Annotated in this window: 16 protein-coding genes; 13 read left to right on the top strand and 3 right to left on the bottom strand. The window is 67.4% G+C overall.

The features are described 5' to 3' along the window. The first annotated feature begins 2 nt into the window (after positions 1–2). From NX784_RS24855 to NX784_RS24815, 9 genes are all read left to right on the top strand, one after another. Positions 3–512 carry a type IV pilin protein gene (locus tag NX784_RS24855; protein WP_258819366.1) on the top strand — a complete coding sequence of 170 codons (510 nt, stop codon included), beginning with the start codon at positions 3–5 and terminating at the stop codon, positions 510–512. A gap of 44 nt (positions 513–556) precedes the next feature. Further along, positions 557–1,066, top strand: coding sequence for a prepilin-type N-terminal cleavage/methylation domain-containing protein (locus NX784_RS28870; protein WP_307736130.1), 510 nt, complete (start codon positions 557–559; stop codon positions 1,064–1,066). A gap of 240 nt (positions 1,067–1,306) precedes the next feature. Next, positions 1,307–2,248, top strand: coding sequence for a type IV pilus biogenesis protein PilM (locus NX784_RS24845; RefSeq protein ID WP_258819365.1), 942 nt, complete (start codon positions 1,307–1,309; stop codon positions 2,246–2,248). Next, positions 2,245–2,889 carry a PilN domain-containing protein gene (locus NX784_RS24840; RefSeq protein WP_258819364.1) on the top strand — a complete coding sequence of 215 codons (645 nt, stop codon included), beginning with the start codon at positions 2,245–2,247 and terminating at the stop codon, positions 2,887–2,889. Before NX784_RS24845 ends, NX784_RS24840 begins: the two co-directional genes overlap by 4 nt. Then, positions 2,886–3,605, top strand: coding sequence for a hypothetical protein (locus tag NX784_RS24835; RefSeq protein ID WP_258819363.1), 720 nt, complete (start codon positions 2,886–2,888; stop codon positions 3,603–3,605). Before NX784_RS24840 ends, NX784_RS24835 begins: the two co-directional genes overlap by 4 nt. Beyond that, entirely contained in the window at positions 3,590–3,973 is a 384-nt protein-coding gene (locus tag NX784_RS24830) for a hypothetical protein (protein ID WP_258819362.1), read from the top strand. The genes NX784_RS24835 and NX784_RS24830 overlap by 16 nt, the downstream gene beginning before the upstream one ends. A gap of 12 nt (positions 3,974–3,985) precedes the next feature. After that, positions 3,986–5,800: a pilus (MSHA type) biogenesis protein MshL gene (gene mshL / locus NX784_RS24825; RefSeq protein WP_258819361.1), complete on the top strand. Its 1,815-nt coding sequence runs from the start codon at positions 3,986–3,988 to the stop codon at positions 5,798–5,800. Beyond that, the gene (locus tag NX784_RS24820) at positions 5,801–6,694 is read left to right on the top strand and encodes an ExeA family protein (protein ID WP_258819360.1); all 894 of its coding nucleotides are present in this window, start codon (positions 5,801–5,803) and stop codon (positions 6,692–6,694) included. It begins immediately after the preceding gene. A gap of 12 nt (positions 6,695–6,706) precedes the next feature. Then, complete coding sequence (locus tag NX784_RS24815; protein ID WP_258819359.1) at positions 6,707–7,996, top strand: tetratricopeptide repeat protein; 1,290 nt, start codon at positions 6,707–6,709, stop codon at positions 7,994–7,996. 25 nt (positions 7,997–8,021) lie between these two features. Here NX784_RS24815 and NX784_RS24810 read toward each other — a convergent pair whose 3' ends face one another. Beyond that, a complete protein-coding gene (locus NX784_RS24810; protein WP_258819358.1) occupies positions 8,022–9,179 on the bottom strand; it encodes a pyridoxal phosphate-dependent aminotransferase in 1,158 nt (385 codons plus the stop codon). Between the two features lie 28 nt (positions 9,180–9,207). Next, positions 9,208–9,663, bottom strand: a complete 456-nt coding sequence (locus NX784_RS24805; RefSeq protein WP_258819357.1) for a putative toxin-antitoxin system toxin component, PIN family — start codon at positions 9,661–9,663, stop codon at positions 9,208–9,210. 38 nt (positions 9,664–9,701) lie between these two features. Between NX784_RS24805 and yaaA the strand changes: the two genes are divergently transcribed. Beyond that, the gene (yaaA, locus tag NX784_RS24800; protein WP_258819356.1) at positions 9,702–10,472 is read left to right on the top strand and encodes a peroxide stress protein YaaA; all 771 of its coding nucleotides are present in this window, start codon (positions 9,702–9,704) and stop codon (positions 10,470–10,472) included. Positions 10,473–10,497: 25 nt separating this feature from the next. Then, the gene (locus tag NX784_RS24795; protein WP_258819355.1) at positions 10,498–11,472 is read left to right on the top strand and encodes a CE1 family esterase; all 975 of its coding nucleotides are present in this window, start codon (positions 10,498–10,500) and stop codon (positions 11,470–11,472) included. Between the two features lie 3 nt (positions 11,473–11,475). Here the strand turns inward: NX784_RS24795 and NX784_RS24790 are convergent, their stop codons facing one another. Beyond that, complete coding sequence (locus NX784_RS24790) at positions 11,476–12,315, bottom strand: outer membrane protein assembly factor BamD (protein WP_258819354.1); 840 nt, start codon at positions 12,313–12,315, stop codon at positions 11,476–11,478. 66 nt (positions 12,316–12,381) lie between these two features. Here NX784_RS24790 and NX784_RS24785 point away from each other — a divergent pair, with 66 nt between their 5' ends. Both NX784_RS24785 and pgeF read left to right on the top strand, forming a co-directional pair. Continuing rightward, entirely contained in the window at positions 12,382–13,431 is a 1,050-nt protein-coding gene (locus tag NX784_RS24785) for an RluA family pseudouridine synthase (RefSeq protein ID WP_258819353.1), read from the top strand. 59 nt (positions 13,432–13,490) lie between these two features. Then, the gene (gene pgeF, locus NX784_RS24780; RefSeq protein ID WP_258819352.1) at positions 13,491–14,276 is read left to right on the top strand and encodes a peptidoglycan editing factor PgeF; all 786 of its coding nucleotides are present in this window, start codon (positions 13,491–13,493) and stop codon (positions 14,274–14,276) included. Position 14,277 lies beyond the last annotated feature (1 nt).

Here is a 14,277-nt window from a genome sequence, read left to right as displayed (position 1 = left end):
TCATGGCTTCTCACGGCTCGACACGCGCGCGCGGCTTCACGCTGTACGAGTTCGCGATCGTCGTCATCATCACGGCAGTGCTGTCCACGGTGCTGCTGCACCGCCTGGACGGCTACCGTCGCGCGGCCGAAGAGGTGGCGGCGCGGCAGACGGTCGCCGCGCTGCGCGTCGCATTGCAGGTCGAGGCCCAGCGCGCGCTGGCCCAGGGACATCCCGACACACTGGCGACGCTCGCCGAGCAGAATCCGATGCGCCTGCTGGCCCGGCCGCCGGCCGATTATCTTGGCGAATTCGCACTGTCCGAGGCGCGCCGTGTGGCACAAAACGGGTGGGTGTTTGACCCACGCGACAAAACCCTTGTCTATCTCACCTCAGAACGAGAAAAGTTTGCCTCAGGCAAATCGGAATTGCCCAGGTTCAAGGTAGAATTGACCCGAAATCCTGCAGACGCAGGGAAACCCATGATGAGCCTCGCCCTGAACGAAGTCGGTGCGCAAGGCGGTCGTAAATAACATAACCCACGCGGCAGGGACGCCGCACCTTAATCGGAGAGAGCATGAAAGTGAGCATCAAGAACAATGCGCAGGGCGGCTTCACCTTGATCGAATTGATCGTCGTGATCGTGATCCTGGGTATCCTGGCGGCGACGGCATTGCCGAAGTTTGCCAGCATGGGTGGCGATGCGCGTTACGCGAGCCTGAATGCCGCGCGTGGTTCCCTGAGTGCGACGGCAGCCATGGCGCATGCCAAATATTTGGTGGATCCGTCCGTGGCGAAGGCGCTGTCGCTGACGGTCGAAGACACGACGATGACGCTGAACGCGAGCGGCTATCCTGTGGCGGACCTGAACGTCGCCGCGGCTGCCGGCTTGAAGGATGGCATCGACTACAAAGTCTACACGGCGCATAGCGTTGCTACCGACCCGCCGGTCGCCACGAACACGATCTCGCTGGTGCCGAACAGCATCGTTGGTACGACAACCGCGACGACCTGCTACGTCAGCTACGATCCGACCACCTCGCCGCCGACGATCAAGGCCAACGGTTCTGCGACTAACTGCAACTGATCCGGCAATCACAAGTCGATCGGGACCGCAGCACGCGGTCCCGATCGTCGTTTACGCGTCAGGAATCACGCGGTGTCGGACGAATGCGGCGTATTGACCACACCCATTAGTAGTTCCACACGGAAAACCGAAAATATTCTCTCCAAGTAAAATTTTGGTATCGGATTTTCCAAGCACTTGAATATAATCAAGCCTCTAGGTCACTTATCTCGACACCGTCACGGATCGCCACCGCCACGCATGGGTTTTTTCAGTAAAGCACAGAACAACGCAGCCTGGCTGGCCCTGGTGCCGCAGCGCGACGGGATCGCGGCGGCCAGCGTGCGCCGTGGCGCCGACGCCAAGCCGGCCGTGACGCACGCCGTCTTCTTTCCCGGGACCCCGTCCGCCGACGCCGTCGAGAAAGCCGGCAAGGAGCTGCACAGCGCGAACTACCGGTGCACGACGGTGCTGGCGGGCGGCGACTACCAGTTCATGTCCGTCGAATCGCCGAACGTGCCGCGCGACGAGCTCAAGAGCGCGATGCGCTGGCGCCTGAAGGACATCCTCGACTTCCCGGTCGACGAGGCCACGTTCGACGTCCTCGACGTTCCCCTCGACCCGAACGCCGTCGCGCGTCCCCAGCAGAGCGTGTTCGCGATCGCCGCGCGCAACGGCGTCGTCGCCGCACGCCAGAAAATGTTCAACGATGCCAAGGTCAAGCTGCGCGTGATCGACATCCCCGAGATGGCCCAGCGTAACGTGTCCGCGCTGCTGGAACCGGAGGGCCGCGGCGTCGCCATGCTGTCGTTCGGCGAAGACGGCGGCCTGCTGACCGTGTCGTGGCGCGGCGAGCTGTACCTGTCGCGCCGCATCGACGTGACCGTGGCGCAAATCCTCGACGCGGACCACGACCGCAAGCACCAGAGCTTCGACAAGATCACGTTGGAACTGCAGCGCTCCCTCGACAACTTCGAGCGCCAGTTCTCGTTCATCAGTGTCGCCAAGCTCGTGCTGGCGCCGACGGGCGCGACGGGCCTGGAAGAATACTTGTCGAGCAACCTGTACACGCGCGTCGAGACGCTCGACCTGGCGACGTTGTTCGACCTCGAACGCGTGCCCGATCTCGCTGACCCGGCACGCCAGCAGCGCTTCTTCGTCCCGATCGGCGCGGCGCTGCGCATGGAAGAAGGTGCGGCATGAGCCAGCAGATCAACCTGTTCAACCCGCAGTTCCAGCCGCAGAAGAAGCTCTTCACGGTCAAGGGCATGGCGTGCGTGCTGGGCGTGCTCGTCGTGGGTATCGCCGTGGCCGGCGTGTTCGCCAAGGTGCGCGTCGCGCGCCTGGAGACGGAAGTCGCGCAGGGCGAGGCGAACGTGCAGAAGGCGCAGAAGCGGCTGGAAGTCGCGACCGCCGAATTCGCGCCGCGCACGAAGGATGCCCGCCTGGAGGCGGAGCTGGCGGAAGCGCAGAACGAGCGCGACGCGCTGCGCCGCGTGGCCGACGTGATCCAGCGCGGCGACCTCGGTAACACGCAGGGCTATGCCGAATATTTCAAGGCGCTGGCACGCCAGAGCGTCGACGGCCTGTGGCTGACGGGCGTCTCCATCACCGGCGCCGGCATGGACATCGGCGTGCGCGGCCGCGCGCTCGACGCCGCGCTCGTGCCGGGCTATCTCGCGCGCCTGCGCAATGAACGCATCCTGCAGGGCAAACCGGTGGGGAGCATGCAGATCGGCCAGGCGGCCACCGTCAAGGTCCACGGCGCCGACGGCAAGGACGCGGACGCGCCCGCGCCGTACGTCGAATTCAGCCTGCAGTCGGCCGCGGGAGGCCAGCAATGAAGCGGCAGTGGCTCCAGTTCGTGGCGCGCGTGGAAGCGCTGCAGCCGCGCGAACGCTTCATGGCGTTCGGCGCCGTCCTCGTCGTCGTCGTGTACCTCGCGAGCGCCGTCGTGTTCGGCCCGTTGGCGCGCAAGGAAGCGGCGCTGAAGGCGACCCTGCAGCAGCAGGCCGTCACCATCGACGGCATCGACGCCGACATCGCGGCCAAGGCGCGCGCCTACGCCAACGACCCGAACGACGCGCTGCGCAAGCGCCTGGGCGAGGTGCGCGCCGAGACCGCGCGCACGAGCGAGGAATTGCGCACGATGCAGAAAGGCCTCGTGCCGGCCGACCGTATCGCGCCGCTGCTGGAAACGATTTTGCGCGCGAACGGCCGCCTGAAGCTTGTCTCGCTGAAGACGCTGCCCGCGACGACGCTGAGTGACACCGCAGCGTCGGCATCGGCGACGCCGGCTGCCACGCCTGCACCGGCTGCTGCAGCGCCGGCCGCCACGCCGGTCGTCGTGAAGGCACCTGATCTGCTGTACCGCCACGGCGTCGAGCTCACGCTGCGCGGCAGCTATCTCGACATGGTCGACTACATGCATGCGCTGGAAACGCTGCCCACCCAGCTGTTCTGGGGTAAGGCACAGCTGGATGCGGAAGACTACCCGAACGTGCGTCTCACCTTGACCCTGTACACCTTGAGCCTGGACCCGAAATGGATGAAGCTGTGATCACGACGACCACCCGCCGCGCCGTCGGCGCCGCGTTGTTTGCCTTCCTGCTGTGCGGCGCCGCCGGTGCGCAAGGCTTGCAGGATCCGACGAAGCCGCCCGCCGCGGCGATCCCCGCGGCCGCAGGCCCCGTTGCGGCGAGCGCCGGGCCGCAGTTGCAATCGATCCTGATCGCGCGCGAGGCCGGCGGGCGCCACGTGGCCGTCATCGATGGCGAGACAGTGCGCCTGGGCGAGCGCTTCCACGGCGCGAAAGTCGCGCGCATCGGCGAGAACGAGGTCGAACTGGTGCGCGGCACCGAACGCCAGGTGCTGCGGCTGTACGCGGACGCCGAGGGCGTCCCTGGCGGCCGCACCGCGCGGCGCTGACAAAGGATGAGGATGAACGACAAGCGTATCCCGATGCGGACGGTGGCTGTCATCGCCGCCATGCTGGCGCTGGCCGGCTGCCAGACCACGCCCAGCACGACGACCTACGACAAGATCAAGGGCGAGCTGGCGAGCGGCGCGAGCAAGCGTCCCGCCGCCGCGCCGGCCGTCGACGCGGCCGTCGCCGACGCGCTGCTGCCGCCGGCTGCCACGCTGGCCACGCAGTTGCCGAAGGCGCGGCCTGCACTCGAAGAACGGTTCAACGTCTCCTTCAACAACGTGCCGGCGCAGCAGTTCTTCCGCTCGATCGTCGCTGGCACGCGCTACAACATCCTCGTGCATCCGGACGTCGCCGGCACCATCACGGCGAACCTGAAGGACGTCACCCTGCAGGAGACGCTGGACGCCGTGCGCGAGATGTACGGCTACGACTACAAGATCGAAGGCAAGCGCATCTCCATCAAGCCGCTGACGATGCAGACCAAGATGTTCCACGTGAACTACCTGGTCGGCAAGCGCGCGGGCATGTCGATGACGCGCGTGACGTCGACGTCCGTGTCGAACGCCGTGGGCAATAACGGGAACAACCAGAACAACAATAACCAGGGCGGGCAGAACCCGTTCGGCGGCCAGAACAACCAGAACAACAACGGCAACAACGGCAATAACCCGAACGGCCAGGGCGGCGGGCAGGGCGACAGCACGGATGTGTCCACGCAGTCCGCGAACGATTTCTGGGGCGACCTGAAACTCGCGATCGAGGCGATCGTCGGCTCGAAGGAGGGTGGCCGCAGCGTCGTCGTCAGCCCGCAGTCGGGCGTCCTGGTGATCCGTGCGATGCCCGACGAGCTGCGCAACGTCGACGCGTACCTGAAGGCCACGCAGCTGGCCGTCGACCGCCAGGTGATCCTGGAGGCGAAGATCCTCGAGGTGGAGCTGAACGACAGCTACCAGAGTGGCGTCAACTGGGCGTCGTTCGCATCGATCAAGAGCGGCCATGACAACCGCGTGTCGACCGGCATCGTGAGCCCGGGCGCCACATTGACACCGTTGCCGTTCGGCGGCGGCCAACCGGGCACGATCTCCGATCCGAGCACGGGCCTGTCGGCCAGCAGCGGCTTCTCGCTGTCGAACGCAGCGGCGACCGCGGGCTCCATGTTCGGCCTCGCCGTGCAGACGGCGAACTTCGCCGCGCTGATCTCGTTCCTCGAGACGCAGGGCACCGTGCACGTGCTGTCGAGCCCCCGCGTGGCCGCGGTCAACAACCAGAAGGCCGTGCTGAAGATCGGCACGGACGAATTCTTCGTCACCGGTGTGCAGACGACCACGAACTCCACGACGACGGGCAACACGGTGTCGCCGAGCGTCACCTTGCAGCCGTTCTTCTCCGGCGTCGTCCTCGACGTCACGCCGCAGATCGACGAGAAGGGCAACATCCTGCTGCACGTGCACCCGTCCGTGAGCCAGGTCTCGACGATCAACAAGTCCGTCAACCTCGGCAGCGCGGGCAGCCTGAGCCTGCCGCTCGCCGCATCCGCGACGTCGGAACTGGACAGCATCGTGCGCGGCCAGGACGGCCAGGTCGTCGCCATCGGCGGCTTGATGCGGCAATCGTCGACGGCCGACGATTCGCAACTGCCGGGCACCGGCAGCGTGCCCGTGCTGTCCACGCTGTTCGGCGCGAAGAAGCGCGTGAACCAGAAGCGCGAACTCGTCGTGCTGATCAAGCCGACGATCGTCGAAGGCGTCAACAACTGGAACGACGACCTGCTCGACACGAACCGCCGCATGGACCAGCTCGACCCGCGCACCCGGGGGAACCGCTAGATGTACACGGCGCACTTCGGCCTGCGCGAGCTGCCTTTCGGGATCACGCCCGACACCAGCTTCTTCTTCGGCAGCCCGCATTCGCAGGAAGCCTTGAACACGCTGCTCGTGGCGGCGCGCACGGGCGAAGGCTTCATCAAGATCACGGGCGAAGTCGGCACCGGCAAGACCCTGTTGTGCCGCAAGTTCATGGCGACCTTGGGTTCCGAATTCGTCACCGCCTACATCCCGAATCCGTACCTCGAGCCGCGCACGCTGATGCTGGCGCTCGCGGACGAGTTGGAAGTCGCGTACGACAAGGACGCCGACCAGCACCAGGTCCTGAAAGCCATCACGCACCGGCTGCTGCAACTGGCGGGCGACGACAAGCGCGTGTTGCTATGCCTCGACGAGGCGCAGGCGATGCCCGTCGAGACCTTGGAAGCGCTGCGCCTGTTGACGAACCTGGAGACGGAAAAGCGCAAGCTCCTGCAGATCGTGCTGTTCGGCCAGCCGGAACTGAACCGCAAGCTGGAACTGCAATCGATCCGCCAGCTGGCGCAGCGCATCACCTTCCACTACCACCTGGGCCCCCTGTCGCGCGACGATCTCGATTACTACGTGGCGCATCGCCTGCGCGTGGCGGGGTATGATGGCGCGCGCCTGTTCTCGCGCGGCGCCGTCGCGCGGCTGTACGCGGCCAGCGGCGGCGTGCCCCGCCTGGTCAACATCCTCGCGCACAAGAGCATGATGCTCAGCTACGGGCAGGGACGCCAGCAGGTCGCGCGTGCGCACGTGAGCGCGGCCGCGCGCGACACGCTCGCGACGAGCCGGCGCCGCGTGTGGCCGTGGGCCGCGTTGGCGGCCGGTCTCGTGGCCGCGGCGGCGGGTGCGGCGTGGGCGCTGAGTCATTGACGGGGACCGCGAATGAGCCTGATTAACAAGATGCTGCAGGACCTGGACGCGCGCGGCACGCCGAAAGATGGCGCGCTGCCGGGCCAGGTGAAGCCCGTCGAGCGTGCACCGGCGCGGCCGCAGGGTCGCGTCATCGCGCTGGCCGTCGGCGGTGCCGTGGCCGTGCTCGCGCTGGGCTGGCTGGGCTGGAACCAGCTGCACCGCGCGGCCAAGCCCACGCCGGTGGCCGTTGTGGCGAACCCGAAGACGGCGCCTGTCGTGGTCAATGTGCCTCGCTCCGTGACGGGCCCCGTGCAAGCGGCGAGCGTGCCGGCGGCGAGTGCCCCCGCGCCCGCGCCCGCGCCGGTCGTCGCGCCTCCGGCCCCCGCACCCGCGCCGGTCGAGGCGGCACATGCCGCTGCGGCCGATGCGGATGCCCCGCCCGCAAAACACATGACGCGCGCCGAACGTCGTGCCGAGCGCAAACGTCTCGCGCGCGAGCGCAAGGAAGAGGAAGCGGCGGCGCGCACGCACGCGAAGGCGGAGAAGGCCGCCGCCGTGCGCGCGCAGGACGTCGCGCCGATGGAGCCGGACAGCGAGCAGGCGCGCGAGGCGCGCCGGGCGATGGCGCAGGCGCTGGCGGCGCGCGGAAAGTCAGTCAAGAAGAGTTCCGCGGCGATGGTTGCCGCCGCGCGCGCGGCGGCGCGTGAAGAGGGCACCAAGGGCAAGCACGGCGTCCAGGGCCGGCAGGAAACGGCCGCGCAGCGCGCGGAAGGCGAGTACCGGCGCGCATTGGTCAGCCTGCAGGAAGGGCGCACGCTCGACACCGTCGCGTCGCTCGAGCAGGCATTGAAGTACGATCCCGCACACGAGGCGGCGCGCCAGACGCTCGTCGGCCTGCTGATCGAGGCGAACCGCACGGACGAGGCGATGCGCCAGCTGCAGCTGGGCCTTACGCTCGATCCGCGCCAGCCCGCGATGGCGATGCTGCTCGCGCGCTTGCAGATCGAACGGGGCGGCAACGGCATCGACACGTTGACGCGCACCTTGCCGCACGCGGGCAACGATCCGGACTACCACGCCTTCCTGGCGGCCGCGCTGGCACGCCAGCAGCGCCACCGCGAGGCGGCCGAGCAGTACCAGCTGGCCGTGCGCGCCGCGCCGTCGAACGGGGTGTGGTGGATGGGCCTCGGTATCTCGCTGCAGGCCGAGAAGCGCACCGGCGAGGCGCTCGACGCGTTCCAGCGTGCGCGCGCGAGCGGTGGGCTGTCGCAGGAATTGCAGGGCTTCGTCGAGCGGCGTATCCAGCAGCTGTCGCACTGACGCGGCGGCTGCGCCGCCGCGTGCATCACACCTTGGCGAGACGCTCCAACGCGAGCGCCAACGTCTCGTCCTTCTTCGCAAAGCAGAACCGCACGATCCCCGACTCCGTCGGCCGGCTGTAGAACGCCGAGACGGGAATCGCCGCCACCTTGATCTCGCGCGTCAGCCATTGCGCGAACGCCGACTCGGACAGGTCCGAGATCCCGTCGTAGCGCACGCACTGGAAATACGTGCCGTCCGCCGGCAGCAGGGTAAAACGCGTGCCGGCCAGCCCGGCGCGGAACAGGTCGCGCTTGCGCTGGTAGAACGCGGGCAGGTCGCGCCACGGCGCGGGGTCGCGCATGAACTCGGCCAGGCCAGCTTGCATCGGCGTGTTCACACTGAACACGTCGTACTGGTGGACCTTGCGGAATTCCGTCATCAAGGAAGCGGGCGCCGCCACATAGCCCACCTTCCACCCCGTCACGTGATAGGTCTTGCCGAAACTCGACACGACGAACGCGCGCTCCGCCAGCACCGGATGGCGGCTGACGGACGCATGCGGCTGGCCGTCGTACACCATGTGTTCGTACACCTCGTCCGACAGGATCAGGATGTCGGTCCCCGCGACGATGTCGGCCAGTGCGTCGAGGTCGGCCTGGCGCAGGATGGTGCCCGTCGGGTTGTGCGGCGTGTTCACGACGATCATCCGGGTCCTGGTCGTGACGGCCTGCGCGACGGCGTCCCACGGCACGCTGTAGCCGGATGCGTCCACGCGCATGGCGACCGGCACGGGCACGCCACCGGCCAGCGCGATCGCCGGCTGGTAGCTGTCGTAGCAGGGTTCGATGACGATCACTTCGTCGCCCGGATGCACGGCACACAGGATCGCCGTGATGATGCCCTGCGTGGCGCCGGCCGTGACGGTGATCTCCGTGTTCGCATCGTAGGCATGGCCGTACAGCGCGGCGGCCTTGGCGGCGATGGCGTCGCGCAGCGCGGGGAGGCCCGTCATCGGCGCGTACTGGTTGTGGCCCGCGCGCATGGCCGCGTCGACGGCGTCCAGCAGGCGCGGGTCGCAGGCGAAGTCGGGGAAGCCCTGGCCCAGGTTGACGGCGCCGTGCTCGCTCGCGAGGGCGGACATCAGGGTGAACACGGTGGTGCCGACGGCCGGCAGGCGCGATTGCAGGACGGGTGTGGTCATGGCGCGGAGGATGTGAAAAGTGATCGGGTCATTCTACCGTGGCCGGGGCCTCGGTCTTGACCCAGGCGTCCGGCGTCATGATGCGGAACAGGTTCTCGCGCGCGGCGCGGCGCGCCAGTTTCAGCAAGGCCTTGTCCTTCGTGACGAGGACGGCGGCGTCGGCGTCGCGCGCGATCTCGAGGAATTTCTGGTCGTCGCGGTCCGTGCAGACGGGCAGGCGTAGGGCGCGCGACGTCGGTGCCACCACCTCGATCAGCGCATCGAACGCGGCCGCCGCCTGCGGACGCGTCGCGTCGTCGAGCGGCAAATGCGAATAGTGGAGGACGATCCGGTATTCGTCGCGGCAGTCCGCGCGGGTGACGGCGCGCACCGTGCCGGCCTCCAATGCGGCGAGCAGCGGCGCCCAGCGCGGGTCGCGGAAAACGAACAGGTCGAGGCAGACGTTGGTGTCGATGACGATGGGTTTCGTTGAAGCAGGTATCATGTCAGCAATTTTACCCGCTGTACGTGTTTCCATACCTAATGCTGATCGTTCTTTCGCCCGCCAAGTCCCTCGACCTCGATCCACCGCCCACCACCCGGAAGCGCACGACACCCCGTTTCATCGACGATGCCGCCGCACTGATCCGCGTCTTGAAACCCAAGTCGCCGGCGGAGATCGGCGCGTTGATGGACATCTCCGATCAATTGTCCGTGCTGAACGTGACGCGCTACGCCGACTGGCACCCGGACCATGCGACGGCGCGCCAGGCCATCATGTCGTTCGATGGCGACGTCTACACGGGCCTCGCGGCGCGCACGCTCGACGCACGCGCGCTCGCGTTCGTGCAGGCACGCGTGCGCATCCTGTCCGGCTTGTACGGCGTGCTGCGTCCGCTGGATGGCATGCACCCATACCGCCTGGAGATGGGCACGCGCCTCGCGAACCCGCGCGGCAAGGATCTGTACGCGTTCTGGGGCGAGCGCGTGACGGCCGCGCTGAACGCGGACGTGAAGGATGCAGGCGCGTCCGTCCTCGTGAACCTCGCGTCGGAAGAATACTTCAAGTCCGTGAAGCCGAAGCTGCTGGACGTGCCCGTGATCACGCCCGTGTTCGAGGACTGGAAGAACGGCAAGTACAAGATCATCTCGTTTTTCGCGAAGCGGGCGCGCGGCATGATGGCGCGCTATGCGGCCGAGAACGGCATCACGGACGTCGAGCGCTTGAAGGACTTCGATGTCGACGGTTATGCGTTCGACGCGGCCGTGTCGACGGACAAGGCGTGGGTCTTCCGCCGCCGGATCGAAGCCTGACGCCGGCCGTACCGCTGGAGACGGGATGAGCACATATCGCCGGTTCAACAGCCTGATGCGGACCACGTTCCTCGGCACGAGCGACAGTGCCGGTCGTGCGCTGGACGCCGTGCCGGGCGAGCTGATTCGACCCGAGGGCGTGCGTCGCTACCTGATCGCCATCCCGGACGACGCGCCGCCCGAAGGTAGGCCGCTCGTCATCGTGCTGCACGGCGGCGGCGCGTCGGCGGCGCAGGTGATGGGGCGGGCGTTCCCGCCGTCGCCATTGTCACTGCTGCTGGAAGTCGCCGCGCGCGAGCCCTTCGTCGTCGTGGCGCCCGATGCAGGCGAGGGCGGATGGGCCGATGGCTGCGCCCGTTCGGCCCGCGCAGCCGGCCGGGACGACGTCGCGTTCGTCGATGCCATCATTGCCCGCGCCATCGTGGAGCACGGCGTCGATCCGGCGCGTGTCCACGTGGTCGGGGTGTCGCGCGGCGGCTGGATGGCATACCGGATCGCGAGCGCCATCCCGCACCGGCTCGCGGCGTTCGCGGCCATCCTCGCCCCGATGCCGGAATCCGGACCGGGCAGTGCGCCCGAGGTGGCGCTGCCCGCCCTCATCGCCGGCGGCACGGCCGATCCGCTGCTGCCTTACCGCGGCGGCAAGTATCGCTATGCCTTCAATTTCATGGGGCGTTTGAGGAGCATCGACGACAGCGTCGCCGTCTGGCGCTGTCTCGGCGGGTTGGACGATGCGCCCGCGACGTCGACGATCGTCCCCGGCAGCGGGCAATGCGGGACCAGCGTGACGCGCACCGTCTGGGGCGCCGATCCGGCCGGCATGCAGGTGGAGCTGTACCGCATCGACGGTGGCGGCCATGCGGAGCCGAGCCGGCTGAAACGCTACCCGTCCTTCATCAACTGGTTGACGGGCCGGCAGAACGGCGACGTCGAGATCGCGGAAGCCGCCTGGACGTTCTTCAGGGAAAAAAGAAACGCCCGCATGAGCGCGGGCGTTTGAGGATTACTGCACGGCGTCTTTCGGCGCCGGTTTCGGGCCGGCCTTAGCCCAGAATTTCCACCACGGCGCGTCGCCGTTACCCTTGCCGCCCGTGAAGCGGCTGTCCGGATAGTTGGCCGTAAAGATGCGCTGCGTGTCGTCGCGCAGGTCGAACATGCCCAGCTTGTCGTAGCAGCGGATCATGATGAACAGCGCTTCCTCGCGCGCGGGCGCCTGGCTGAATTGCGTGACGGCGCTCTGGGCGCGGTTCAGCGCAGCCAGGTAGGCGCCGCGGCGGTAGTAGTAGTTCGCCACGTGCACTTCGTACTGCGCCATTGCACCGATCAGGTAGTTCATGCGGGCGATCGAGTCCGGCGCGTACTTGCTGTTCGGGAACTTGTCGACCAGTTCCTTGAACGCGGCAAACGCTTCGCGCGTCGCCTTCGGGTCGCGCTCGGTCGGGTCCTGGGAATAGATGAAGCTCAGGAAGCCGATCTGGTCGTTGAAGTTGATGAGGCCGCGCAGGTAGTACATATAGTCGACCTGCGGATGGTTCGGGTGCAGCTTGATGAAGCGTTCGACGGCCGCCAGCGCCTCCGCCTGGTCTTGCGCCTTGTAGTGCGCATAGGCGATTTCCATCTGTGCCTGCGCGGCGTAGGTGCCGAACGGATAGTTGGATTCGAGGCGTTCGAACAGCTTGATGGCGGCTTCGTAGTGGCCGCCCGACATTTCCTCTTGCGCGTCAGCGTATAATTTCGATGCTGACACGTTCTTGTTTTCGTCGGATTTATCCGGTAACAAACCGCAAGCTGACAAACTGAGCAGGACGCTAGTCACAACCACCAAAGACAATTTTTTTTGCATAAGCTCTATTGCAAGAAAGTTTTACCGAGATTCAACGAACGGCTGATTATAGCCGATGGGACTGACGTGATATTAACTGCTGCGCCGAATTCGGCGGAAAACCTTTTCGACCCCGACCTGGACGAGGACCTCGACGCCGAGCTCGACGCCGGATTTCACTCCGGCGCGGGTGCCCCGGACGACACGCCGATCACTCTGGAACTGGGCCCGGAACACTGCGGCCAGCGCCTGGACAAGGTCGTGGCGGGCCTGGTGCCGCAATTCTCGCGCAGCCGCCTGCAGCAATGGTTCGACGAAGGCCACATCATGGTCGACGGCAAGCCCGCGAAGGGCAAGAGCACCGCGTACGGCGACGAGACGATCGTCGTCGTGCCGCAGCCCGCGCCGGAGGATACCGCATACACGCCGGAAGCGATCGCACTGGACATCGTCCATGAAGACGACGCCATCATCGTCGTCAACAAGCCGGCCGGCCTCGTCGTGCATCCGGGTTCCGGCAACTGGTCCGGCACGTTGCTGAACGGCTTGCTGCACCATTGCCCGCAACTCGTGTCCGTGCCGCGCGCCGGCATCGTGCACCGCCTCGACAAGGATACGAGCGGCCTGATGGTCGTGGGCAAGACCCTGGAAGCGCAGACGGACCTCGTGCGCCAGCTGCAGGCCCGCACGGTGAAACGCGAATACCTGGCCCTCGTGTGGGGCACGCCGCGGCCGTACGGCACGATCGATTCCGCAATCAGCCGCGACCCGAAGGACCGCGTCAAGATGGCCGTGTCGAACAGCCCGTCGGCCAAGCCCGCCATCACGCATTACGAGTTGCTGGAGACCGGGGAGCTGGACCGCCGTCCCGTCAGCCTCGTGCAATGCCGCCTGGAGACGGGTCGCACGCACCAGATCCGCGTGCACATGCAGTCGCTGGGCTACAGCCTCGTCGGCGACACCGTGTACGGCAAGCAGCACCTGCGGTCGTTCTTCCACCGGCAGGCGCTGCAGGCGCGCCGCCTGGGCCTGACGCATCCGGCCACGGGCGAGCACATGGAGTGGGTCGTGCCGCTCGCCGACGACTTCGCGGAACTTTTGGAGCAGGCCGGGATCGAAGAACCGGAAGCGCTGTGATGTCCTTGCCCCCGTCCTTGCCCCCGTCCTTGCCCCCGTCCTTGCCCCCGTCCTTGCCCTTGTCTGATGCCGACCTGATCGATCCGGCCGCGCCGGACCAGTGGCCCGATCTGCCCGACGCGTTCGGAGCCCTGGCCACGACGCGCCGCGGCGGCGTCAGCGTGGGCCCGTATGGCGACAACCGCGACGGCGGGGGTCTCAACCTGGGCCTGCAGACCGGCGACGACCTGGAGCACGTGCACGCCAATCGCGCGCGGCTGGCGGCACGCCTGCCGGGCCGGCCCGCGTGGATCGCGCAAGTGCACGGCGCCGACGTCGTCGACGCGGCATCCGTGCAGCCGGGCGGGCCCGTGCTCACGGGCGACGCGAGCATCGCGACGGTGCCGGGCGTCGTGTGTGCAGTGATGACGGCCGATTGCCTGCCCGTGCTGTTCGCGGACCTGGGCGGCAAGGTCGCGGGCGCCGCGCACGCGGGCTGGCGCGGACTGGCCGCCGGTGTGCTGGGGCAGACCGTGGCCGCGATGCGTGCGGCCGGGGCGGGCGAGATCACCGCATGGCTCGGGCCCGCGATCGGACCGCAGGCGTTCGAGGTCGGCGGCGACGTATTGGCTAGGTTCGAAGCGGCGCTGCCGGGGCAGGCGGCCGACGCGTTCAAGCCGTACCCGGGTCGGCCGGGCAAGTATCTGGCCGACATGAATGCGTTGGCGCGGCGCATGCTGGCCCGCGACGGCGTCACGCGCGTGCATGGCGGCGGACGGTGCACGGCCACCGAAGCCGACTGGTTTTATTCCTACCGCCGCGACGGCGTCACGGGCCGTCAGGCCAGCCTCATCTGGCTCAAATAGG

This window comes from Massilia pinisoli (genome assembly GCF_024753285.1).
In the GTDB taxonomy this organism is placed as follows: domain Bacteria; phylum Pseudomonadota; class Gammaproteobacteria; order Burkholderiales; family Burkholderiaceae_D; genus Telluria; species Telluria pinisoli.
Note: the sequence above shows the minus strand (reverse complement) of the source record. Positions and strands in the feature narration are given on the sequence as shown.